We start from the raw sequence: 22,850 nt of genomic DNA, 5'->3' as shown, positions 1-22,850 counted from the left end.
GGCTGGGAATTCCAGGACTTTTCCTTTTCGCAGAATCCCATCGGCGAGTTCGCCGGGACGCCTCCAATACTGCCTCGAAAGGCAGTATCGGAAGGCGGGATTCAGCCGAGGAACTTCTTCAGCGCGCCGATGACCTGAGCGGGCTGTTCCTCGGAAAGGTAATGCCCGGCCCCGGCGATCTTGACCACCTGCGGATCGGCCGCCTTCGCGGGGATCACCTGGGTGAAGTACTGGTGATTGAACTCGCCGGCGAGGCCGAGCACCGGCATGCTCAGCTTTCCGTACGACGACCCGGCCGCGATGTCCTGATTGAGCGTCCGGTACCAGCCGTTCCCGGCCCGGACGGCTTCACGCGTGTGGTACGCCCGCGCGTAGACGTTCCGGTCGAAGTCGCTCACCGTCGACGGCGCCACCGAGAGCTGGTCGATCATCGCGTCCACCAGGTACCGCGAGCGGCCGGAGACGAGCTGCTCCGGCAGGCCCTGCAGCTGGTTGAACGTCCACCACCACGGCGAGAACTGGCCGGGCGCGCTGGACAGCAACGGCAGCTGATAGAGGCTCTTGTCGGGCGCGACCACGTCCATCAGCGCCAGTTTCCCGACCGCCTGCGGGTACTTGATCCCGTAGCTGTGGGCGACCATCGCGCCGATGTCGTGGCCGACGATATCCGCCTTGGCGTAGCCGAGCTTGGCGAGCAACGCGTGGATGTCGGCGGCCATCGTCTCCTTGTCGTAGCCAGCCTGCGGCTTCGACGATCCGCCCATCCCCCGCAGGTCGACGGCGATCACGCGGTGGTTCGCGGCCAGCGCCGGCATCACCTTGTGGAACGCCCACCACGTCTGCGGCCAGCCCGGCAACAGGACCACCGGGCTGCCCGAACCACCGGCGACATAATGCAGCCGGACGCCGTTGACGTCGGCGTGAGAGCTTTCGAATCCGCCCTGCAGCGAACGTGCGAGCGCCGCGTCGGAATGTCTCCAGCTCGTATTCGCGGAGGTTCCCGCCGCCGCGCCCCCCAGCAGTACCACCGCCGCGACCGCGGCCAGCGCGATCATGACCTTCTTGAACCTGCTCATGAATTTCTCTCCCACCGCCAGGGAAATGGTCATCGACACCTCAATGATCAGCCGAGTGGGCCGAAAGAAGCATCTCGATTGTTGCGGAGGAGGAAAAGGTCGTACCGAACCGGCGATTTCGCGTGACCGAGGGGACGACAGGCGTGTCTGGATGGACGACACGTGTGTCGTCCATCCAGACACGCGAAATCGCCATTCGCGCTAAGACCCGGTCACGCCGCGCGCGACTCTCTGCCCGGGCGGGGCAGCTCCGTCACGGTCGCCCCCGGCACGGGACGCCGCCGGCTGGCCCGCAGCACCTTGCGCACGATGCCCGGCTTCATCAGCGCGGTCGGCGGATCGACCAGCCCGGCCACCCGCATGAACGCCGCCGTGATCTCCGGATCGATCGTCGCCGCGTACTGGACCTTCGCCATGTACGCGTTGCCCATCTTGACCTTGAGCGTCCGCTTTCCCTCCACGCCGGGGAAGTCCAGGTCACCGCTGGTCGAGATGTCCCACGGGTCGTTGACGACCTTGCCGATCTCGCGCAGGAACCGCCTCGAGTCCGGCTCGGACCGGCGACGGAGGTGCTCGCGCAGCGCGATCGCCTCCATCGACGCGACCGTCATGCCCTGGCCGTACACCGGGTTGAAGCTGCAGAACGCGTCACCGAGCACGAACAACCGCTCCGGGAACCGCTTGAGCCGTTCGTACCGCCGTCGCAGGCTCGCCGGGAACTTGAACGTCACCGGCTCGATCAACGGTTGCGCGTCCTTCACCGCTTCATAGATCTCCGGAGCAGGCAGCGACTTCACGTACTCGAGATAACCGCGAGCGTCGGTCGGCGGATGGTCGCCGAGGATGCCGGTCAGCGAAAGGATGCACTCGTTTTCGTTGACCTGCCCGAAGAACGCTCCCCGCGGATACGCGGGCGAGGCGACCGGGTTGATCGACTGCCAGCCGTCGAACATCTCCGGCCGCTTGCGGAACATCCGGGTCGTGTAGGCCAATCCGACCTTCACGCGCTCCTCGGCGGGCCGCTCGAAGCCCAGCTCCTCCAGCCAGACCGGCGTGCGCGTACCGCGTCCGGAGGCATCGACGACCAGGTCCGCGCCGAGGCGTTCCTCCGGCGAACCGTCCCTTGCCTGCACGCGTACCCCGATGATCCGTTCGCCCGCACGCGTGGCGAGCAGGCCGTGGACATCGGTGCGTTCGCGATAGGTGACGTTCGGCAGTGCCGCGGTGCGCAGCCGCAGGTGGTGCTCCAGCACCGGACGCAACGCCGTGATCGACGGCAACCCGCTATCCGCGGGCTTGACCTGCTTCCCGTTGAAGTACCACTTCATCCGCGCGAGATCGCCGACCGGGACGCCGGAGTCCCGCAGGTCGTCGAGCAGGTTCGGGAAGAGCTCTTCGAGGATGAAGTAGCCACGCGCGTGCAGGCCGTGCGCGTGCCAGGTATGCGGGGTCCCGCGCCGCGGTTTGTCCACGCCGAGCACCTCGTCTCGGTCCACGACCACGACCTCGCGGTAGAACTCGGAAAGCACTCTCGCCGCCAGGGTGCCGGCGATACTGCCGCCGATCACCACCGCGCGTTTGCCGACGGGTTCGTTCATGACCATGGCTCCTTGATACTCAGGCCGCGAGGTCGTCGGACGCGGGCGGAGCCTGGCCGATCGTGGCGGTGGGGACAGTGGTGTCGCCGGGGGCGGCGGGGCCGGCCGTCTTGACGCGCCGCGCGGTGCGCAGCACGCCGACCACCAGACTCGGCCGCATCAGGGCGGTCGGCGGATCGACCAGGCCCGCGGCCCGGAAGAACGCCTCGGTGAACCGGCCGTCGACGGTCGCCGCGGAGTGCAGCTTCGCCATGTACGCGTTGCCCATCTTGACCTTCAGCGGACGCGGGCCCTCGACGCCGGGGAACGCGAGGTCCCCGCCGGCCGAGATGTCCCACGGCACGTCGATGATCGGGCTGATCTCCTTGAAGAACCGCAGCGGCCGCACGCCACCGGCGTCGAGATGCGTGGCGAGCTGGGCGGCCTCCATGGCCGCGACCGTCATGCCCTGGCCGTACACCGGGTTGAACGCGCAGACGCCGTCCCCGATCACCAGCATGCCCTCGGGGAAGCGGCGCAGCTTGTCGAACCGGCGGCGGACGCTGGCGGGCACCTTGAAGCTGGTGATCTCGCTGATCGGCTTCGCGGTGCGTACGGCCCGGTAGATCTCAGGCGCGTCCAGCGTCTTGGCGAACTCGAGGAAACCCTCGGCGTCACGCGGCGGGTGGTCGCCGAGCAGGCCGGTCTGCGACAGCAGGGCGACGTTTCCCGGCAGGTTCACGAAGAAGGCGCCACGCGGGTTCGCGGGCGAGGCGACCGGGTTGATCGCCAGGTCGTCGCCGAACGGGTCGGTGTCCAGCTCGAACAGCCGTGACGTGTAGGCGAGGTCGATCTTGATCTTCTCCTCGGCAGGCCGCTCGTAGCCGAGTTCCTCCAGCCACACCGACGAACGGCTGCCGCGGCCGGTGGCGTCGACGAGCAGGTCGGCGAGGATGGTCTCGGGTTCGGCGCCGTCACCGGTCACCCGGACGCCGACGACCCGCGAGTGGTCGTCGGTGGCGACCAGCGACTGGATCACGGTGCGCTCGCGGACCTCCACGTTCGGCAGCGCGACGACGCGCGCCCGGACGTGCTCTTCGAGCTCCGGCCGGGTCGCGGACACGCTGAGCAGGCCGGAGTTCTTCTGCCGCAGGCGTTTGCCGTTGAAGTACCAGCGCAGGCTGCCGGAGAGGTCGCCGCTGGGGATACCGTTGTCGGTCAGCTCCGCTTGCAGGCCGGGAAAAAGGTCTTCGAGGATCTGCTGGCCGCGTGCGAGCAGCGCGTGTGCGTGATGCGCCTGCGGCACGCCGCGGCGGGTCCCGGTGACGCCGATGATCGTGTCGCGCTCGACGATCACGACGGAGCGGTAGCGTTCCGAAAGTACGCGGGCGGTCAGCAGGCCGGCCATGCCGCCGCCGAGCACGACGGCGCGTTCGCCAAGGTATTCGCCCATCGCGGGATTCCTCCAATAGGGTAGTCGGCCGGGCCGTCGGAGTCCGACACGTGAAGAATCGTCGTCCGCCCGCGGCCGGGGAGCGTCTCTTCGACTGCGGTTTCGCCGTCCATTCCCGCCGCGGGCGTGGAAATACGTTGCGCGGCAACGGGTTCTCGAGCGGATCTCCATTCCCGGTTGTTAGCGTCGATCAAGTAATTCCGGCTGTCGGCGTAGTTGGAGAGGTGTCATGCGCGCAAAGACCCGGATCCTCGTGATCGGCGGTGGACCGGCGGGTTCCACCGCTGCCGGGCTTCTGGCCCAAGAGGGATTCGAAGTCACCCTTCTCGAGCGGGAACACTTCCCGCGCTACCACATCGGCGAATCGCTGCTGCCCTCCTGCCGTCCGATCCTCGAGCGCCTCGGCGTCTGGGACAAGATCGCCGCGGCCGGGTTCCAGCCCAAGGGCGGTGCCTACTACTTCTGGGGCCCCGAAGAGTGGGAGGTGCGCTTCCGGCCGCACGGCCGTGACGGCAGCACCAGCGCGTGGCAGGTCGTCCGCGCCGATTTCGACAAGATCCTGCTCGACCACGCGCGCGAGGTCGGCGTCGAGGTCCACGAGGGCATCGCGGTGAAGAAGCTCGACTTCGACGGCGACCGCCCGGTGGCGGCGCACTGGGCCGAGGCGAAGAACCCGGCCGGCACCGGCCGGATCGAGTTCGAGTACCTCGTCGACGCCTCCGGCCGCGGCGGCGTGATGGCCACCAAGTACCTGAAGAACCGCAAGTTCCACAACGTGTTCCGCAACGTCGCCGCCTGGTCGTACTGGAAGGACGCGAAGGAACTCGACCGCGGGCCACGGGGCGCGATCACCGTCGCGTCGGTCGGCGACGGCTGGTTCTGGGGAATCCCGCTGCCCGACGGCACGATGAGCGTCGGACTGGTCACCGGACGGGACACGTTCAACGCCGCGCGCAACGAACTCGGCGGCGTGGATCCGGTGTACCACAAGGCGATCGGCGACTGCCCGGCGATACAGCGGCTGCTGGTCGAGGCCGAGCAGGTCACCGAGGTCAAGGTCGAGCAGGACTATTCGTACGCGGCCGAGCAGTTCCAGGGCCCCGGCTACCTGCTCGCCGGCGACGCCGCCTGCTTCCTCGACCCCCTGCTGTCGACCGGCGTGCACCTGGGTACCTACAGCGCGCTGATCGGCACCGCCGCGATCAGCAGCGTCATCCGCGGTGAAATCGGCGAGACCGAGGCCTGGGACTTCTACGAGGTCGTGTACCGCCGCGCCTACGAACGGCTGCTGGTGCTGGTGTCCACCTTCTACGAGAGCTACCGCGGCAAGGAGCACCACTTCTTCCGCGCGCAGCAACTGTCCGAAAAGGACTGGTCGGGGATGGACGTGCAGGCCGCGTTCGACCGGTTCGTCACCGGCATCGCCGACCTCGAGGACACCGAGGAGGTCTACCGCCGCATCCAGGGTCACCTGCTCGGCGAGGAGAGCGGCAAGCACAACCCGCTGGACAACCTCAACCGCGTCCACGAGCACAAGCAGGCACCGGAGAAACCCGAAAAGGCGATCAACGGGCTGTACCTGAGCTATGAGCCGCAGATCGGCATCCGGCGCGCGTGAGCGCCGTCACTCCTCCACCGGCCTAGGGAAAGGGTCCTCATGTCAGCCACGCTTCACGGTATGCCCGAGCGGTTCGACGTCATCGTCATCGGTGGCGGCCCGGCGGGCGCGACCTGCGCCGGTCTCCTCGCGAAGGAGGGGCGCACGGTCCTGGTCCTCGAACGCGAAAGGTTCCCCCGCTACCACATCGGCGAATCCCTGATCCCGGTCGGGATGCGCCCGCTGCAGGAACTCGACCTGCTCGAGCGCATGGAGGCCCGCGGCTTCGAACGCAAGTACGGTGGCAGCCTGGTGTGGGGGAACCGGGACGTGCCATGGAACTTCTCCTTCATGAAGGCCGCGGAAGGCACCTACGCCTACCACACCCGTCGCGCCGACCTGGACACGCTGATCCTCGACCGCGCCCGCGAACTCGGCGCGTACGTCGTGGAGGAGACGACGGTCAAGGAGGTGCTCCAGTCCGACACCGGCCGGGTCACCGGTGTCCGGTTCACCCTGCGTGGTTCGGCGGGCGACTACGAAGCCAGCGCCTCGCTGGTCGTCGACGCCTCCGGCCAGTCCCGCGTGATCGGCCGGAAGTTCAGCGACATCACCTGGCACAACGAGCTCCGCAACGTCGCGGTCTGGACCTACTACGACAACTGCGACCGGCTGCCCGGTGACGAGTGGACCAACATCCTCATCGAAGGCACCGCCAACGGATGGTTCTGGGGCATCCCGATCGACAAGGGCACGATGAGCGTCGGCTACGTGACCAAATCGGACCTCGCCAACGCGGACGACCAGTCGCTGGAACAGCTCTTCCTGAACGAGCGGGACAAGACCACCCGGCTCAAGGGGCTGCTGGCCAACGCGCGTCAGCACGCGGGATACCGGACAGCGCGGGACTGGTCCTACACCAACGAAACCTTCTACGGCGACGGCTGGGTGCTCGTCGGCGACGCCGCCGCGTTCGTCGACCCGCTGTTCTCCACCGGCGTCGCGCTGGCCACGCTGGCGGGCAGCTCACTGTCCAAAGTGGTCCATCAGATTCTGGACCACCCGGCCATCGAGGAGAAGGCCCTCGACCGGTACGCCGGGAACTACCGCGCGTTCTTCGACGAGATCCGCAATTTCGTCGAGCGGTTCTACGACCGGACGAAGTACAAGGAGTACTACTACGACCTCGCGCAGGAGGTCGTGGACCCGGAACAACTCCACGCGCCGAGCGTCGACTTCGTCACGCTGGTCTCCGGGCTGTCGGGCAAGCATCCGCTGTTGAACATCAGTCTCGACGACCTGATCGCGAACGTCACCGAACCCTGAGCGGGGACCTGAATGATGGAGAGCAAACCCCGCTCCGGCTACCGGGCGCTGGGGGTCTACATAGGACTGGTCGTGCTCCCCGTCGTGGTCGCGATCATCCTGCTCGGACAGGGCGACGACGGCGCCGTCGTCGCCACGGCGAAGACGTCCGCCGGGCCGTCGCTGGCACAACTGTTGCTGGCGATCGCCGTGGTGGTCGGTGTCTGCAAGGTGGTGGGCTGGCTGGCCCAGCGGATCGGGCAACCCGCGGTGATCGGCGAGATCACCGCGGGTGTCCTGCTCGGCCCGTCGGTGCTCGGCGCGCTGTGGCCTTCTGGCGCGGCCGTGCTGATCCCGCCGGCGGTGGTCCCGCAGCTCAACGTCGTGGCGCAGCTCGGCGTGATCTTCTTCGTGTTCCTCGCCGGGCTGGAACTGAACACCCGGCTGCTGCGCGGACGCGGGCGGCTCGCGCTGGTCGTCAGCCACGTCAGTATCGCGCTGCCGTTCCTGCTCGGCGTCGGGCTCGCCATGTTCGCCTACACCCGGTTCGCGCCGCCCGGCGGTGGCTTCCTGCCGTTCGCGCTCTTCTTCGGCGTGTCGATGAGCATCACGGCGTTGCCGGTGCTGGTGCGGATCCTGCACGAGATCGGGCTCTTCCGCAGCGAGATCGGCGTGGTGACGCTGACCTGCGCGGTGGTCGACGACGTGACCGCGTGGAGCCTGCTGGCGCTGGTGATCGCGCTGACCACCGCGTCCTCGTTGTTCGGAGTGGTGCTGACGGTCTTGCTGACGGCGGCGTTCGTCGCGCTGCTCGGCCTGGTCGTCCGGCCACTGCTGCGGAAGCTCGTGACGCGGGTCCCGGTGGCGAGCCTGCAGAAGGCCGCGCCGCTTTCGGTGGTCGGCGTGCTGGTGTGCGCGATGGCGACCGAGTGGATCGGGGTGCACGCGATGTTCGGCGCGTTCGTGTTCGGTGTGGCCTTCCCCAGGGACAACCCGATCGCGACGTGGCTGCACGACAAGGTCGGCGGGCTGACGACGGCGTTGATGTTGCCGTTGTTCTTCGCCTACAGCGGGTTGCGCACCGACATCGGCCTGCTTTCCGGCGGCGGCGCGTGGCTCTGGTGCGGCACCATCCTGCTCGTGGCCATCGCGGGCAAGTTCGGCGGCTCGGCGCTGGCCGCGCGTGCGGTGGGCGAGAACTGGAACCGCTCGCTGCAAGTGGGCGCGTTGATGAATTGCCGCGGCCTGACCGAACTGGTCGTCCTCAACATCGGGCTCGACCTCGGCGTGCTGTCCCCGACGCTGTTCACCATGCTGGTGATCATGGCGCTGGTCTCGACCGCGATGGCGGCGCCGATGGCGACCTGGTTCGCCCGGCGCGATGGCCGGAACGTGGTGAATTTTCTCGACCGCACCTCCGAACGTGCGGCAGCTTGACGCACCGGCAAGCAGGAAGACGCGACGCCTTCCGGCCGCTGCGAAGCTGAAACAGTCGACGATCTAGGAGGTCAAGGTGTCGAGCAACGATGTTCCGACGCGGGAGGAACTGGTTCGCCGCGTGGCCGAACTCGCCCCCGCACTGAAGAAGCACTCGAACTGGCAGGAACAGAACCGGCGGGTGCACGAGGAGTCCATCGAGGCGCTGGCCGACGCCGGCGTCTTCAAACTGCGCCGCCCCAAGCGTTACGGCGGCTACGAAGCCGACACCCGGACCCTGGTCGACGTCGCCACCGAGCTCGGCCGCGCCGACGGCTCCACCTCCTGGGTGGCCTCGGTGTACTGGATCCCGACCTGGATGGCCTGCCAGTTCCCGGAGGCGGTGCAGGACGAGGTGTTCGCCACCCCGGACGTCCGCGTCTGCGGCACGCTGAGCCCGACCGCGATGGCCGCGCCGGTCGACGGCGGGGTCGTGGTGAACGGCAAATGGGGTTTCATCAGCGGAGCGTTGCACGCGCAGTGGCAGGAGATCATCGCGATCCTCGTGCCGCCGGAGGGCGAGCCGTACCCGATCATGGCGCTGGTGCCGATCTCGGACCTGCTGATCGTGGACGACTGGGACACCTCGGGCCTGCGCGGCACCGGCAGCGTGTCGACGGTGGCACAGGATGTCTTCATCCCGGCTGAGCGGGTGCTCCCGCTGCCGGCGGTGCTGGAAGGTCAGGGCGCGGCTTCGGCGTCGATCTACCGGGCACCGCTGCTTCCGGTCGCGTCGGCGTCCTCGGTGGGAACGCTGGTGGGAATGGCGAAGGGCGCGCAGGACACCTTCCTCAAGCGTCTGCCGGACCGCAAGATCACCTACACGGCCTATGATTCGCAGCGCGAAGCCCCGATCACGCACCACCAGGTGGCCGAGTCGGCGCTGAAGATCGACGAGGCCGAGTTCCACGCGCATCGTCTGTCCACTTTGGTCGACCGGAAGACCTCGGACGGCGCGCCGTGGAAACTCGAGGAACGCGCGATCGCGCGGGCCGACCTCGGCGCCGTGGTCCGCCTCGCCAAGGAAGGCATCGACATCCTGGCCGGTGCTTCCGGCGGTTCGTCGGTCTACCAGGGCATCCCGATCCAGCGCATCGCCCGCGACGTCGCCGCGGTCAATCTCCACGCGCTGATGCACCCCAACACCAACACCGAGCTGTACGGCCGCGTGCTGTGCGGGCTCGAGCCCAACACCCTTTACATCTAGGAGGATCCTCCGATGACCACGACCGAAACCGGCACCGCCGCCGACCAGGCGGCGATCGCGGCGCTGACCCAGAAGGTGATCGCCGCGTGGGCCTACCACGACGCCGACTCCTTCGCCGGCGTCTTCACCGAAGACGGCACGATGATCCTTCCCGGCGTCTACAAGAAGGGCCGCGACGAGATCCGGTCGTTCCTCGTGGAATCCTTCGAGGGCAACTACAAGGGCACCCAGGTCACCGGGCGCCCGCTGGAGATCCGGTTCTTCACCCCGGACTCGGGCGTGCTGATCACCCAAGGCGGCGTACTCGGCCCCGGTGAGACCGAGGTCGCGGACTCCCAGTCGATCCGTGCCTCGTGGACGGTCGTCAAACGGGACGGCGGCTGGCAGCTGGCGTCCTATCAGAACACCCCGGCCAAGCAGCAGCTGCCCAAACCGGGCACGGCCGCCTGACCCTCCCCATCGGAACCCGGGCCTCCCCTCCCCTGGGCCCGGGTTCCGTTCTGTCCGGGGCCCGGTCGGCCGAGGTCCGTGAAGGCCTCCTTACCCCCACGGAAGTCCGTGAAGGCCTCCTTGAGGGACCCTGGGTCCCTCAAGGAGGCCTTCACGGACTTCGATCGGACGTGGGAGGACGGGCCCCGGTGCCGCCTAACCGATGGCGAAAACCTCGACCGGATGCGGGATGCGAACGTGCCCCGCGGAGAGCGTCCCCAGCTCCCCGACGGCGTCGAGCAGTTCCGCGCGGCTCGTTCCCCCGCGCCACGGCTGGTGCCGGGCGAAGGTCAGGAACTCGAGAAGGCGGTGCGCCGGCTCCGAGACCGGCACCGCGATCTCCGCGCCCACCGTGGCGGACCGGAACTCGATGCCGAACCGCCCCAGTTCCTCCGCGAGCGTCTGCGCGAACAACGGACGCGTGACGCCTTGCCGCGCGAGGGATTCCGCGAAGGGACCGTTCAGCCGGTTCAGCGGGGTCACCGCCACGATCAGGACCCGGTGCCGGTTGCGGGCCTCCTTCAGCACGGCCATGCCGTCGTCGGCGCCGAGGTAGCACAGCGACTGGACGAACAGGCCGTACTCGGTCGGCGCGATCCGGAGATCGGCGACGTCGGCCATGCTCGCCGTGAGCACGCGGTGACCCCGCACCTTCGGCAGCCCGGCCAGCTCCGTGCGCAGCCGTGCCGCCGCTTCGCCGTTGGTGTCGACGCCCTGGAACCACACCGTTCTCCGCGGCACCCGTGCGATCAACTCCAGTTCGAACATGCCGAACCCGCAGCCGTACGAGGTGAGTTCGAGATCGGCGTCCGCGCCGATCAGCCTCGACGTCTCCTCGACCATCAGCCGCTGCTGATCGGTCAGGCTCCGGAAGGTGGCATTGCAGGTGTTGTAATCCAGTTCGTCCATCAGCGCTCCCCGGTTCAGGCCCCTGAAACACCGAAGCCGTGGCGCACAGGCGTCACGGCTTCGGTGGTCGAGCGGCGAATACTCAGATCCGCTTCTTCAAGGCACGTACCGAAAGTGCCCCGAACACGATCGCGATCACGGCCGCCCAGATGAGCGACCAGACCACCGCCGAGGTGACCCCGACGCCGCCGTTCATCAGGCCGCGGCACGCCTTGAGCAGGATCGCCACCGGGCTGACCTCCGCGAACGCCTGGAGCCAGGACGGCATCGACTCGACCGGCGCGAACACCCCGCTGACGAAGTTCAGCGGCAGGATCACCGCGAACGCGAACACCTGGACCTTCTCCGCCTGGTCGGCGGCGACGCCCACCAGCGTGGGCACCCAGGAGAACGCGATCGCGAACACCAGCAGCAGCAGCCCGGCCGCCAGCACGCCGAGGAAACCCTTCTCCGGCCGGAAACCGAGCAGCAGCCCGACACCGACCACCAGCAGCACGGACCAGACCTGCTTGAACTGGTCGCCGATGATCCGCCCGGCCAGCGGTGCCCAGCGCGCGATGGGCAGCGAGCGGAACCGGTCGAACACCCCCTGGGAAAGGTCGGTGTTGAGGCCGATGCCCACGTTGATGGTCGCGAACAGCATGCTCATCACCAGCATGCCCGGGATCATGAACTGCAGGTACGCGTGCCGGTCCCCGGAGATCGCGCCACCGAAGACGAACGTGAACAGCAGGGTGAAGATGATCGGCTGGAAACTGATGTCGGCCAGCTGTTTCGGCTCGTGCTTCACCGAAACCGTGCTCCGCCAGGCGAGGGTGAACATCTGCGAGATGCCCTGCAAGAACCCGACCCTGGCCGACAACTGCTGCGGCGGCGGCGCCGTGGTCGCGGCGGTCATCGGATCTCCTCGGTCTCTTCGGTGGTCTCCTCGGCCGGACGCCCGGTCAGGCTCAGGAACACTTCGTCCAGGCTGGAGCTGCGCAGGGACAGCTCGCCGATGACGATTCCCGCCTCCTCCAGCCGCCGGACCGCGCCGGGCAACGCCGCCGGGTCGGTGACCGGGACGCTGACGACCTGGCCCGAGACGTCCGGCGTCACGCCGGCGATCTCGCCGACCAGCCGCACGACCTTCTCGAGGTCGGCGGGCTGGGCGCCGCGCACCGTCAGGCGCTGGGCGCCGGTGCTGGCCTTGAGCTCGTCCGGGGTGCCCTTGGCGATCACCTTGCCGTGGTCGACGACCACGATCTCGTCGGCGAGCGCGTCGGCCTCCTCGAGGTACTGCGTGGTCAACAGCACCGTGACGCCGTCGGCGACCAGGCCGCGTACGACGTCCCACAGTTCGAGCCTGCTGCGCGGGTCGAGGCCGGTGGTGGGTTCGTCGAGGAACAGCAGGCGCGCGTTGCCGACCAGGCTGGCGGCCAGGTCGAGCCGGCGGCGCATACCGCCCGAGTAGCCCTTCGCGGCCCGTCCGCCCGCTTCGGTGAGGGAGAACCGCTCCAGGAGCTCATGCGCGCGGGCCTTGGCCGCCCGCCGAGAAAAGCCGAGCAGCCGCCCGATGAGCAGCAGGTTTTCCACGCCCGTCAGGCTCTCGTCGACCGAGGCGTACTGCCCGGTCAGTCCGATCAGCTGCCGCACCTGGTGGGCGTCTTTTTCGATGTCGTATCCGGCCACGGTGGCGTGGCCCTCGTCCGGTGTCACCAGCGTGGACAGGATCCGGACCGTGGTGGTCTTCCCGGCGCCGTTCGGGCCGAGGACCCCGAGCACGGTACCCGTGCGGACGGTCAAGTCGACCCCGTCGAGCGCGGTCGTCTCGCCGAACCGTTTCACCAGCCCTTCGGCGTGGATCGCGAATTCCGTCTCGATCCCCCGCGGCCCCGGGCCGGCCCTCGACGCGGTCGCGGGTTCGACGTTCTGCAACATGACGCACTACCTTCCTGTTCCTCACTACGGAGACACTCTCGTGCGGTTACATCATGCGACCGTGCGCGGCGCGGGAGGAGTGAATGGTTAACCTCTCGGGCATGAATTCCTCATTTTCACCGATAGTTATCCCATCATGAAATCCTCACACTGCCGCCGAGAATACCGCTGCGGCACGCCATCGCACTTCTCCATAAATGCGGTGAATAATCGTGGTCCGTTCCCGAATTCCGCTGCTAACCTGCGAATGTCCGCCTCTCGGCGAAAACGCGATTGCCCAGCCCGGAAAGGACCGCCTCGGTCATGGTCGCCGTCATCACCGCAGCTCCGCGGACCGGCACGGTCTTCGCGGGATTCGCCGCGTACGGCGCGTTGTGGGGCCCGTACCTTTCGATGTTGCCGGACGTCCGGCACGCCACCGGCGCCGGTGAGGCGCAACTCGGGGCGGCGTTGCTGATCGGCGCCATCGCGGCGATGCCCGCCATGTTCGCGATCGGCAAGCTGCTCGACCGGTTCGGCCGCCCGGTGGCCGTCGCGACCTTCGCCGGATTCGCGCTCATCGCACCGACGCCCGCACTCGCCGGATCCGTTCCGGGCCTGTTCCTGACGCTGGGATTATTCGGATTCGGATCCGGTGCCTGCAATGTCGTCGTGGTCGCGCTGGCGGCGTCCGCCGAGGCAGGCGACGGGCCCCGCGTGATGAACCGCGCGCACGCCTTGTTCAGCGTCGGGTTGCTGACGTGCAGCCTCGGCACCGGGGCGGCGCGAAGCGCGGGTGTCCCCGCCGAGGTGATCGCGTTGACGCTTTCGACGCTGGTCGTGATCGGCGCCGTCGCGGCGAGGAACTCCGTGCCGGGACGCCTGGTACGGCAGGGCCGCGAACCGGGGAAGCGTCTGCGGCTCGGCCCGGCGGTCCTGCTGCTGTGCCTGCTGGCCGCGCTGGCCATGGCCGTGGAAAGCGGGGTGCAGCAGTGGAGCGCGGTGTTCCTGGCCGACGTCACCCGGGCACCGGTCGGGATCTCCGCCGCCGCGCCCGGCATCTTCGCCGCGGGCATGGCGCTGGGCAGGCTCGGCGGGCACTGGCTCTCCGGCCGCGTGTCGGATCGCTTGGTGCTAGTGGCTTCCGGCGCGCTCTCCGGGGTGGGCGTACTGCTCCTTTCCCTTGCCGACGCGCCGGTCCACGGCCTGATCGGCACCGCCGTGGTGGGCGGCGCGATCTCGGTGTCGACGCCCACCGTCTACGGGCTGATCGGGCGCGGCGCGACGGCGGAGGACCGCGGCGCGGTGATCGGCTCGGCCGCCTCCTTGGCCAGTGTCGGCCTCTTGCTCGGCCCCGCCGTGGTCGGCCAGATCGCCGGACACACCGACCTGCGGGTCGCCATCGCGGCCTTGTCCGTGGCCTCGGTCGCGGTCTGCCTGCTCGCGCTGCGCGTGCCCGCCCGGAACGACTGATCGACAGGAGGGACCAGATGGCCGACGTGACAGGAGGTCGGGGAGGCTCGGATTTCGCCGAGGGACGGCACCGGCGGCTGCTCGTCGGTGACGACGTCCCGGCCGGGTGCCCCCTCAGTTCCCGCCCGCGCGACGGGCGGTGCGAATGGCTGGTGAGCGGCTACTCCGAAGCACGCGAGTTCCTGCGTGACAAGCGGTTCAGCCGGGCCGTGCTGGCCGAGAAGACCCATCCGCGTGGCCCGGCCACCCGGATGTCGGTGACCGATCTCGACCCGCCCCGGCACACCCGGATCCGGAAACTGATCGGCGGCGCGTTCTCCGCGCGCCGCGCGGAGCAACTGCGCGGCTACGTGGAAACCGCCGCCACCGACCTGCTCGACAGGCTGATCGCGGCAGGCCCCACCGCGGACCTCGTCGCCGATTTCTGCGCCCCGCTGACCTTCAGCGCACAGGCCGAGTTGCTGGGCGTGCCGCCGTCGCGGCGCGAGGCCGTCCGCAAACGCGCGAACGCGCGCCTCGGCAAGCCCGGATCCCCGCGATCCGCCGTCTACCAAGGCGAACTGCTGCTGCACGATGAGGTCGCGATGATGCTCGCCGACACCGAGGACCCGCCGTCCGGGCTGATGGCGGAACTCGTCGAGGCGCACCGCTCGGGGGCGCTCGACGAAACCGAGCTGACCGGGCTGGCGGCCTCGCTGTTCTTCGACGGGCACGCGCTGGCGGCCGCGCAGATCACCAACACCGTGCTGTGCGTGATCTCCCGGCCGGGGCTGCTGGCCGAATTGGCCGCGAATCCGGCGCTGCTGGACGCCGCCGTCGAGGAAGCGCTGCGCTACAGCCCCGCGGTGAACTTCAGCATGACGCGGATCGCGACGGAAGACCTCACCCTCGCGGGCACGCGGATCGAACCGGGCGACCTGGTGACCGCGCTGCTGCCGGTGGTCAACCGCGACGAGGACGTCTTCGCCGAACCCGACCGGTTCGCGATGGACCGCAACGGCAGGCACCTGTCCTTCGGGCACGGCACGCACCACTGCATCGGCGCCCACCTCGCGCGGGTCGAGATCCAGTCGGCGCTGCGCGCGCTTTCCCGTCGCGCACCGGAACTTTCGCTCGCCGTACCCGAATCGTCCCTGGACTGGACCGTCTCGCCGACGATGCGCGCATTGTCCGCGCTGCCGGTCCGCTGGAATTCTTCCGTCGTGCTCGATCCTTTGGAGCGTCGCGCGCGTCAGTGGGAGGATCGGCCCGCGGCCTGAACACAGGCTTTTGATTGACGAAGGAGTTCGTAATGCGCGAAATCGCCGCGGGATTGTTCATGTCGCTGGACGGGGTGGCGGAACGGCCCGACCGCTGGATGGGTCAGTACTGGTCCGACGAGATGAGCGAAGGCATCGCCGAGAGCCTCGCCGCCTCGGACGCCATTCTGATGGGCAAGGACACCTATCTGGCCTTCGAGCAGTTGTGGAAGCCGCAGGGGGACAGCAACCCGATGGCGGCGTTCCTCAACGGCACGCACAAATACGTCGTCTCTTCGACGCTCGACGAAGCGACGCTGACCTGGCCGGACACCAGCCTCATCACCGGCGACATCGCGGGCGAGATCACCCGGCTGAAGGAAGCGTCCGGCAAGACGATCCGGGTGCCCGGCAGCCCGAAACTGGTGAGCTGGCTGCTCGCCGAGGACCTGTTGGACGAACTGGCGCTCAACATCATGCCGCTGGTGGCGGGCGAGGGAGCACGGCTGTTCGAAGGCGTCGGCAAGGAGATCCCGCTGACCCTGACGAAGACGAACTCGCTGAAGACCGGCGTGATCGGAGCCGTCTACAACCGGGCCGGCTGAATTCGCGGAAATCACGGCTCGTGGCCGACGTGAAAAATTCATTCTTCCGTCGTGAAGAAAACATACCCCGATCGCACGTGAATGGACTACCGGGGAAGCATCGGCACTGCGATACTGGCGAGCAGGCGCGATCATTCACGCGCGACGGCGAGGAAAGGACCTTCTGTGACTGCCGCAGCCCGCAAGACCAAGCAACCGGCGGGTGAGGGAATCCGCGTCACCGGCGCTCACGAGAACAATCTGAAGGATGTCTCCCTCGAGCTCCCGAAGAACCAGATCACGGTTTTCGTCGGGGTGTCGGGTTCCGGGAAGTCCTCCGTCGTCTTCGACACGATCGCCGTCGAGGCGCAGCGTCAGCTGAACGCCACCTTCCCGTGGTTCATCCGCAACCAGCTGCCCAAACACGAACGACCGCACGTGGACGGCATCGAGAACCTGACCACCCCGGTCGTCGTCGACCAGCGACCGCTCGGCGGGAACGCCCGCTCGACGGTCGGCACGGTCGCCGACATCCATCCGCTGCTGCGGGTGCTGTTCTCACGTCAGGGAAAGCCCAGCGCGGGCAACCCGTCGCTGTACTCCTTCAACGACCCGAACGGAATGTGCCCCGACTGCGAGGGCATCGGCCGCGCGCTGCGTCCGGACCCCGAGCTCATGCTCGACATGACGAAGTCACTGGACGAGGGCGCGATCCTCGTGCCGGGCTACCCGGTCGGCAGCCCCGGCTGGCAGTTCTACGCCAACCACGACGCCATCAATCCGGCCAAGAAGCTCAACAAGTACACCGCGAAGGAGATGGACACCCTCCTGCACGGCAAGGAGGGCAAGGTCCAGCTCACCTTCAAGAACGGCAAGACGCAGACGCTGACGTTCGAAGGCCTGGTCGCGAACTTCACCCGGCGCCACCTCAAACGCGACACCGGGTCGATGAGCGAGAAGACCCGCGCCCAGGCGGAGAAGTTCATCACCGAGGGGCCCTGCCCGGCCTGCCGCGGCGGACGGCTGAGCGAGGCCGCGCTGGCGACCAAGCTGGCGGGCAAGAACATCGCGCAATGGTGCGAGCTGCAGATCACCGATCTGATCGAGCTGATCCGGTCCATCAAGGACAAGCAGACCAGCGCGATGGCGCAAGGGGTGCTGGCCGCGCTCGAGCGCATCGAGGCGATCGGCCTCGGCTACCTTTCGCTGGACCGCGCGACGACGTCGCTCTCCGGTGGTGAGGGGCAGCGGCTCAAGCTGGTCAAGCACCTGGGCAGCGACCTGACCGGGCTGACGTACATCTTCGACGAGCCCAGCGTCGGCCTGCACCCCCGCGACGTCGGGCGGCTCAACGACCTGCTGCGGGCGTTGCGGGACAAGGGCAACACGATCCTGGTGGTCGAACACGATCCGGACGTCATCGAGATCGCCGACCACGTGGTCGAAATCGGGCCGCGCGCGGGTGTGCACGGCGGCGAGGTCGTCTTCCAGGGAACGTACCGGCAGCTGCGCGCCGGCAAGACGTTGACCGGGGCCGGACTGGCGCGTGCGGGTGTCGTCAAGACGGATCCGCGGCGCGCCAAGGGGAAGCTGCCGATCAAACGGGCTTCACTGCACAACCTGAAGAACGTCACGGTCGACATCCCGACCGGTGTGCTCACGGCGGTCACCGGTGTCGCGGGCTCGGGCAAGAGCTCGTTGATCTCCGGCGTCTTCCGCGAAGCGCATCCGGACGCGATCTTCGTGGATCAAACGCCGATCGCGGCGTCCTCCCGGTCGACACCGGCGACGTACCTCGGCCTGATGGACCCGGTCCGCAAGCTCTTCGCGAAGGCGAGCGGCGCGAACGCGGCGTTGTTCAGCTTCAACTCCCAGGGCGCCTGCGAAGAATGCCAGGGCCGAGGCGTGCTGATCACCGAAGTGTCGTATATGGACCCGATCACGACGCACTGCGAAAGCTGCGACGGGCGGCGGTTCTCCGGCGAGGTGCTGGCGCACAAGCTGCGTGGCAAGTCGATCGCCGACGTGCTGGAGCTGTCGGCCGAGCAGGCGGCGGAGTACTTCACCGAGGCACCGGTGCTGGAGAAGGTGAACGCGCTGATCGAGACCGGGCTCGGGTATCTCGGGCTGGGGCAGGCACTGAGCACGCTGTCCGGTGGTGAACGCCAGCGGATCAAGCTGGCGGACCGGCTTTCCGGCGGCGGCAACGTCTACATCCTCGACGAGCCGACCACCGGCCTGCACATGACCGACATCGACATGTTGCTCGGCCTGCTCAACGGCATGGTCGACGCGGGCAACACGGTGGTGGTGATCGAGCACAACCTGGCGGTGATCGAGCAGGCCGACTGGATCATCGACCTCGGTCCCGGCGGCGGCAAGAACGGCGGCGAGATCGTCTTCACCGGTCCGCCCGAGAAGCTCCTGACCGCGGAGAGCTCTCTGACCGGCGAATACCTCAAGCGCTACCAACAAGCCGACTAGGTCGTGTGCTGAAGGGGACGTCCCACGCGGGGCGTCCCCTTCGGCATGTCCGGGCATGTCCGGGCATGTCCGGCGCAGGATGCGAGACGCCCCACGCCGCCGGAATCCGCCATGCTGGGAGCCGGTTCGGTGAGGAGGCTCGGATGGCGGTGCGGCTGAAGCTGACCGGCGGGCTGGAATGGCTGGATTCGATTCCGGAAAGTGAACGCACGACGGTTTTCACCGCGTTGTTCGCCATCTGCGACGGATCCGCGTTCCTGACCTACGGCGTTTTCAAGGTCGGCGGCGGCCCCGGCCGGTTCCTGCTGACCGTCGCGCCCGAACTGGCGATCCGGATCCGGATCGATTGGGCGCGTTCGGAGTTCGAGCTGCTCGGGTTCACCAGGAAGGCCGTCTACTGGCCACAGGAGCTGGACGCGCTGTGAAAGCCCGATTCCGTTGCGGCATCCGGCTGCGGACAATGCCGCGACCGGCGTACCCCGATCGCCGCACCGGAAAGCGTATTTCGAGGCAGCACCGCGCTGGTTGAGATTCCCGTAGAATAACGACGGAGCCACTGAACTGGGGTGCGAGGTGCTTCGTGGTGATCAAGGTGCTGCTTGCCGAAGATATGCACATGGTCCGTGGCGCGCTCGTCGCGCTGCTGAATCTGGAGCCCGACATCGAGGTCGTCGCCCAAGTCGCTTCGGGTGACCAGATCCTCCCGGCCGCGAAGTCCGTCCAGCCCGACGTCGCGGTCATCGACATCGACCTGCCGGGCAAGGACGGGCTGACCGCCGCCATGGAGATCCGTGAAAGCCTGCCCGGCTGCCACACGCTGATCCTCACCAGCCTCGGCCGCCCGGGCACGGTCCGGCGCGCGCTCGACGCGAAGGTCAACGGCTTCCTGCTCAAGGACGCGCCGTCGGACAAACTGGCCAACGCGGTGCGGTCCGTCGCGATCGGGCGGCGCGTGATCGACAGCGAACTCGCGCTGGCCGCCTGGGAAACCGACGACTGCCCGCTGACCACACGCGAGATCGAGATCCTGCGGGTGACCGCGCTCGGGCGCAACGTCGCCGACATCGCGGCCGAGCTTTTCCTTTCTCCCGGAACGGTCCGGAACTATCTGGCCGCGATCGTCACCAAACTCAACGCCCGCAACCGGGTCCACGCGATCCGCATCGCCACCGACGCCGAATGGCTGTGACCCTCTCGGGTGGCGGGTTCTTCGGGACGTCGGCTGGGTGCGCTGCCGCCGGTTCGATGTTCCCAATGTCGCATCAGGGACGCTGACCGTCTCTAATGCGACATTGGGGACCTGGCGGTTCCTGAACTCGCGCCTTGGCGCGACCAGCGCCCAAGGCCGTGTCGCCGGTGCGAATCGGTGCGCCTTCGCGGCGATGGAGGAATCGGGACACTGAACGTCCCGATTCCTCCATCGTCAGCTCTCGAAATGGTTGTCAGTCCTTCGCTCGGCCACCCCACGCCCTCGACGGCCGACGTTGCGGCACGCCCACTCGCTGCGGCCCAGCGTCCACACGAGCGTGATTGTCGCGATGCGGTCACGAAATCCCGCCCGCGTGTAGCGATCAAGCGATTCGGCACGACCTTGCGTCCGCGACGGCAGTCACCACTTCGGAGCATGCCTCGTACGACGAAGGGAATCGTGTGACTTCGGCAGGTCTTGTGGCGATCATCGTGGCCCTGGGTTTCGTCCTCGGCGTACTCGCCAACTGGTTCGTCCGCCCGGCCCGGCTGAAGACCGGGTCTTTGGTCGTCATCGTCGTGCTCACACTGGGCGCTCTCGCCGCGGTCACCCTCATCAAGGACTCCTACGACCACACCGACGAGTCCGCGCGTCCGGGGCAGCAGAGCGGCGAGCGCGTCTCCGCACCGGCCGGCACCACGACTTCGGCCCCCTCCACCACGCCCGGACCGACCTCCGAGGTCAGTACCTCGTCGAAACCCGCCACCACCGCCAAGAGTTCCGAGAAGCCGGCCGACGACGCCGGAACGCAGGTCGCGTTGCGCTACCTCACCGAAATCGGGCCGATCGGCGGGTACGGGAACAACGAGGGGTCGGGGGTCGCGACCATCGGCGGGACCCCGTTCACCAAAAGTGTCACCTTCTCCCCGGGTGTCTTCAACAAGACGGTGAAAGACCTCTCGTTCACCATCCCTCCGGGACTGGGGACCTTCAAAGCCACGCTCGGCCTCAGCGACAAGACACTTCCCGGCTATGTCGCCAAGATGGAGATCACCCGCCGGGACGGCACGTCGATCGTCAGCAAGATCCTCCGTGCGGGACAGGCGCAAACGATCGCGGAGACGGTTTCGGGAGCGGGCGTCATCACGGTGAAGGTAAGCGTGACCGAATGGGCGTCGGACGCGATCAACAACCGTCCTCAGATCGTGCTCGGCGACGGGCATTTCGTTCGTTCTTGACCGAACGAACGAACGAAAGGAAAGTTCCGCCATTTCACGATCGCTCGCCGGGATATTCGTGGACGAATCGACCTTTCCGATATGAGCCGTCGTTCGACCGGTTCCTGCGGTTCCTTCCGCCCACGGGGGTCCGGACCAGGTTGCGCGGAGGACGTGCTCCCGTCAAGCGACTTACGGCGCCCGTGTCAAGTTTGCCTTACCCCTCAAGGGTTCTGCCCGGTGTCGACGGCGACGCACAGTAACCGATCGCTCCACGGCACCGTACGAAAGTCGCCAAGGCTCCACACTCGCGGCGAGTCCTTGATCGAACACCCAGTCGACCAGGACTGACGCGCCGCGACCTAACCGAGTGCTACTCGCAGCCCTTGACAACCACTCCCGCCCGCTTGAATAGTGGAAAAGGTTTGACATTCACCAAGTGCTCTGGGGGCTAGAAGATGTTAAACTGGCATAAGGAGAAAACCGCGGAAGGCAAGCAGATCCCCACAGCCAGACGGGAAGGCGAGTGGGCCGCCGCGGGCTCGGATCCGCCACTGGGCGAGGTCGTCGAGGTACCGCTCGACGAGCTGTCCGTGGAAGACTCCCCGAGGGCGGCGGGGGTTGATCTGGCGTACGCGCGAGTGCTCGCCGAAACGGACGCCCCGCTTCCGCCGATTCTCGTGCACCGTCCCACGATGCGGGTGATCGACGGCACCCACCGGTTGCAGGCGGCGCGGCTGACGAAGGCGACCGTGATCAACGCGCGGTTCTTCGACGGGGACACCCACGCCGCGTTCATCCTCGCGGTGAAGTCGAACATCGCGCACGGCCTGCCGCTTTCCCTGGCCGACCGCAAGACCGCCGCCTGCCGGATCCTCGACGTCCGTCCGCACTGGTCAGACCGCGCGATCGCCGCGGTCACGGGCCTGTCGCACAAGACGGTCGGCAAGTTGCGCCGTAGTTCGAGTGGGGAAGTTCCCCAGTCGAACGCCCACGTCGGCCGGGACGGACGCGTCCGCGCGCTGGACCCGACGCAAGGCCGGCGGCGCGCCCACGAGCTGATCACGGGCAATCCCACCGCCTCGATCCGGGAAATCGCCCGCGGCGCGGGGATTTCTCTCGCGACAGCACACGACGTGCGCCATCGGCATCGCCACGGCGAGGATCCGTCACCCACGGCGACACAGGGCGACACCGCGGCACGCGCCTCGGCGAGGCCACGCCTCCGGCAGGCCGAGATCGTCGACCCCGGCACGACCCAGGCCGCCGACGATCAAGAGGCGGTCGAGCGGCTCCGTTCGGATCCCACCATTCGTTACACCGAGTCCGGGCGCACCTTGGTGCGTTTGCTCGACGGCCATCTGAACGACCGCGACGAGTGGGATCAAGTGGCCAGGAACATCCCCGAACACCGGTTGGAATTGATCTCCGAACTCGCCAAGGCGCGGGCGGAGGACTGGCGGCAGTTCGCGGAACTCCTCCGGAAGCGCAAGCGCTGATCGGCCCGAAGGGGGCTTTCCACGCATTACGATGCGTGGAAGGCCCCTTTTTCGTCGCTTGATCCGCGAAGAACAAAGAACACCGAAGACGGAGATGGTTGCGGATCGCGGACGCTTCGAGACACAATGGAGCCACTGGAGGGGGAACGGCAGCACGCACACTGGCGTGCTTTTCGCT

Annotated in this window: 19 protein-coding genes; 13 read left to right on the top strand and 6 right to left on the bottom strand. The window is 67.8% G+C overall.

Annotated elements, in window-relative coordinates; translation table 11 throughout:
- Positions 1-101: 101 nt before the first annotated feature.
- From ACZ6DT_RS09895 to ACZ6DT_RS09885, 3 genes are all read right to left on the bottom strand, one after another.
- Entirely contained in the window at positions 102-1,076 is a 975-nt protein-coding gene (locus tag ACZ6DT_RS09895) for an alpha/beta fold hydrolase (RefSeq protein ID WP_465591407.1), read from the bottom strand.
- 212 nt (positions 1,077-1,288) lie between these two features.
- On the bottom strand, positions 1,289-2,674 hold the full coding sequence (locus ACZ6DT_RS09890; protein WP_465591404.1) for an FAD-dependent oxidoreductase: 1,386 nt from the start codon (positions 2,672-2,674) through the stop codon (positions 1,289-1,291).
- 19 nt (positions 2,675-2,693) lie between these two features.
- Complete coding sequence (locus ACZ6DT_RS09885) at positions 2,694-4,106, bottom strand: NAD(P)/FAD-dependent oxidoreductase (RefSeq protein WP_465591401.1); 1,413 nt, start codon at positions 4,104-4,106, stop codon at positions 2,694-2,696.
- Between the two features lie 229 nt (positions 4,107-4,335).
- On the opposite strand from ACZ6DT_RS09885, the gene ACZ6DT_RS09880 reads away from it, so the two are divergent.
- The 5 genes from ACZ6DT_RS09880 (at position 4,336) to ACZ6DT_RS09860 (ending at position 10,141) form a co-directional block, all read left to right on the top strand.
- Positions 4,336-5,724, top strand: coding sequence for an NAD(P)/FAD-dependent oxidoreductase (locus tag ACZ6DT_RS09880; RefSeq protein WP_465591398.1), 1,389 nt, complete (start codon positions 4,336-4,338; stop codon positions 5,722-5,724).
- 60 nt (positions 5,725-5,784) lie between these two features.
- The gene (locus ACZ6DT_RS09875) at positions 5,785-7,029 is read left to right on the top strand and encodes an NAD(P)/FAD-dependent oxidoreductase (RefSeq protein ID WP_465591395.1); all 1,245 of its coding nucleotides are present in this window, start codon (positions 5,785-5,787) and stop codon (positions 7,027-7,029) included.
- A gap of 15 nt (positions 7,030-7,044) precedes the next feature.
- On the top strand, positions 7,045-8,445 hold the full coding sequence (locus ACZ6DT_RS09870) for a cation:proton antiporter domain-containing protein (RefSeq protein ID WP_465591392.1): 1,401 nt from the start codon (positions 7,045-7,047) through the stop codon (positions 8,443-8,445).
- A 76-nt stretch (positions 8,446-8,521) separates the two neighbouring features.
- Entirely contained in the window at positions 8,522-9,691 is a 1,170-nt protein-coding gene (locus ACZ6DT_RS09865) for an acyl-CoA dehydrogenase family protein (protein WP_465591389.1), read from the top strand.
- 12 nt (positions 9,692-9,703) lie between these two features.
- On the top strand, positions 9,704-10,141 hold the full coding sequence (locus ACZ6DT_RS09860) for an SgcJ/EcaC family oxidoreductase (protein WP_125785201.1): 438 nt from the start codon (positions 9,704-9,706) through the stop codon (positions 10,139-10,141).
- A 195-nt stretch (positions 10,142-10,336) separates the two neighbouring features.
- Here ACZ6DT_RS09860 and ACZ6DT_RS09855 read toward each other — a convergent pair whose 3' ends face one another.
- The 3 genes from ACZ6DT_RS09855 to ACZ6DT_RS09845 form a co-directional block, all read right to left on the bottom strand.
- Positions 10,337-11,089 carry a hypothetical protein gene (locus tag ACZ6DT_RS09855; RefSeq protein WP_465591386.1) on the bottom strand — a complete coding sequence of 251 codons (753 nt, stop codon included), beginning with the start codon at positions 11,087-11,089 and terminating at the stop codon, positions 10,337-10,339.
- An 82-nt stretch (positions 11,090-11,171) separates the two neighbouring features.
- Positions 11,172-11,987 carry an ABC transporter permease gene (locus tag ACZ6DT_RS09850; RefSeq protein WP_465591383.1) on the bottom strand — a complete coding sequence of 272 codons (816 nt, stop codon included), beginning with the start codon at positions 11,985-11,987 and terminating at the stop codon, positions 11,172-11,174.
- Positions 11,984-13,009, bottom strand: a complete 1,026-nt coding sequence (locus tag ACZ6DT_RS09845; protein WP_465591380.1) for an ATP-binding cassette domain-containing protein — start codon at positions 13,007-13,009, stop codon at positions 11,984-11,986. The genes ACZ6DT_RS09850 and ACZ6DT_RS09845 overlap by 4 nt, the downstream gene beginning before the upstream one ends.
- Before the next feature lie 303 nt (positions 13,010-13,312).
- On the opposite strand from ACZ6DT_RS09845, the gene ACZ6DT_RS09840 reads away from it, so the two are divergent.
- The 8 genes from ACZ6DT_RS09840 (at position 13,313) to ACZ6DT_RS09805 (ending at position 22,672) form a co-directional block, all read left to right on the top strand.
- Positions 13,313-14,461 (top strand): MFS transporter, encoded by a 1,149-nt coding sequence (locus ACZ6DT_RS09840; protein WP_465591377.1) that lies wholly within the window; start codon positions 13,313-13,315, stop codon positions 14,459-14,461.
- A gap of 17 nt (positions 14,462-14,478) precedes the next feature.
- Complete coding sequence (locus ACZ6DT_RS09835; protein ID WP_465591374.1) at positions 14,479-15,720, top strand: cytochrome P450; 1,242 nt, start codon at positions 14,479-14,481, stop codon at positions 15,718-15,720.
- Positions 15,721-15,752: 32 nt separating this feature from the next.
- On the top strand, positions 15,753-16,304 hold the full coding sequence (locus tag ACZ6DT_RS09830; protein WP_465591371.1) for a dihydrofolate reductase family protein: 552 nt from the start codon (positions 15,753-15,755) through the stop codon (positions 16,302-16,304).
- Between the two features lie 165 nt (positions 16,305-16,469).
- On the top strand, positions 16,470-18,767 hold the full coding sequence (locus ACZ6DT_RS09825; protein WP_465591369.1) for an ATP-binding cassette domain-containing protein: 2,298 nt from the start codon (positions 16,470-16,472) through the stop codon (positions 18,765-18,767).
- A 143-nt stretch (positions 18,768-18,910) separates the two neighbouring features.
- Positions 18,911-19,192, top strand: a complete 282-nt coding sequence (locus ACZ6DT_RS09820) for a DUF6235 family protein (RefSeq protein ID WP_465591366.1) — start codon at positions 18,911-18,913, stop codon at positions 19,190-19,192.
- Between the two features lie 158 nt (positions 19,193-19,350).
- Positions 19,351-19,956 (top strand): response regulator transcription factor, encoded by a 606-nt coding sequence (locus ACZ6DT_RS09815; RefSeq protein ID WP_465591363.1) that lies wholly within the window; start codon positions 19,351-19,353, stop codon positions 19,954-19,956.
- Positions 19,957-20,417: 461 nt separating this feature from the next.
- The gene (locus tag ACZ6DT_RS09810) at positions 20,418-21,194 is read left to right on the top strand and encodes a hypothetical protein (protein ID WP_465591360.1); all 777 of its coding nucleotides are present in this window, start codon (positions 20,418-20,420) and stop codon (positions 21,192-21,194) included.
- Positions 21,195-21,631: 437 nt separating this feature from the next.
- Entirely contained in the window at positions 21,632-22,672 is a 1,041-nt protein-coding gene (locus ACZ6DT_RS09805; RefSeq protein WP_465591357.1) for a streptomycin biosynthesis protein, read from the top strand.
- Positions 22,673-22,850: the final 178 nt, after the last annotated feature.

It is taken from the genome of Amycolatopsis sp. NPDC041971 (genome assembly GCF_055588925.1).
This window is presented reverse-complemented; position numbering and strand designations above follow the sequence as displayed.

What these genes read in the sequence shown, in the direction of transcription:
- ACZ6DT_RS09895 (WP_465591407.1), bottom strand. Translation starts at nt 1,076, where the DNA reads ATGAGCAGGTTCAAGAAGGTCATGATCGCGCTGGCCGCGGTCGCGGCG.
- ACZ6DT_RS09890 (WP_465591404.1), bottom strand. Translation starts at nt 2,674, where the DNA reads ATGAACGAACCCGTCGGCAAACGCGCGGTGGTGATCGGCGGCAGTATC.
- ACZ6DT_RS09885 (WP_465591401.1), bottom strand. Translation starts at nt 4,106, where the DNA reads ATGGGCGAATACCTTGGCGAACGCGCCGTCGTGCTCGGCGGCGGCATG.
- ACZ6DT_RS09880 (WP_465591398.1), top strand. Translation starts at nt 4,336, where the DNA reads ATGCGCGCAAAGACCCGGATCCTCGTGATCGGCGGTGGACCGGCGGGT.
- ACZ6DT_RS09875 (WP_465591395.1), top strand. Translation starts at nt 5,785, where the DNA reads ATGCCCGAGCGGTTCGACGTCATCGTCATCGGTGGCGGCCCGGCGGGC.
- ACZ6DT_RS09870 (WP_465591392.1), top strand. Translation starts at nt 7,045, where the DNA reads ATGGAGAGCAAACCCCGCTCCGGCTACCGGGCGCTGGGGGTCTACATA.
- ACZ6DT_RS09860 (WP_125785201.1), top strand. Translation starts at nt 9,704, where the DNA reads ATGACCACGACCGAAACCGGCACCGCCGCCGACCAGGCGGCGATCGCG.
- ACZ6DT_RS09855 (WP_465591386.1), bottom strand. Translation starts at nt 11,089, where the DNA reads ATGGACGAACTGGATTACAACACCTGCAATGCCACCTTCCGGAGCCTG.
- ACZ6DT_RS09850 (WP_465591383.1), bottom strand. Translation starts at nt 11,987, where the DNA reads ATGACCGCCGCGACCACGGCGCCGCCGCCGCAGCAGTTGTCGGCCAGG.
- ACZ6DT_RS09845 (WP_465591380.1), bottom strand. Translation starts at nt 13,009, where the DNA reads ATGTTGCAGAACGTCGAACCCGCGACCGCGTCGAGGGCCGGCCCGGGG.
- ACZ6DT_RS09840 (WP_465591377.1), top strand. Translation starts at nt 13,313, where the DNA reads ATGGTCGCCGTCATCACCGCAGCTCCGCGGACCGGCACGGTCTTCGCG.
- ACZ6DT_RS09835 (WP_465591374.1), top strand. Translation starts at nt 14,479, where the DNA reads ATGGCCGACGTGACAGGAGGTCGGGGAGGCTCGGATTTCGCCGAGGGA.
- ACZ6DT_RS09830 (WP_465591371.1), top strand. Translation starts at nt 15,753, where the DNA reads ATGCGCGAAATCGCCGCGGGATTGTTCATGTCGCTGGACGGGGTGGCG.
- ACZ6DT_RS09820 (WP_465591366.1), top strand. Translation starts at nt 18,911, where the DNA reads ATGGCGGTGCGGCTGAAGCTGACCGGCGGGCTGGAATGGCTGGATTCG.
- ACZ6DT_RS09805 (WP_465591357.1), top strand. Translation starts at nt 21,632, where the DNA reads ATGTTAAACTGGCATAAGGAGAAAACCGCGGAAGGCAAGCAGATCCCC.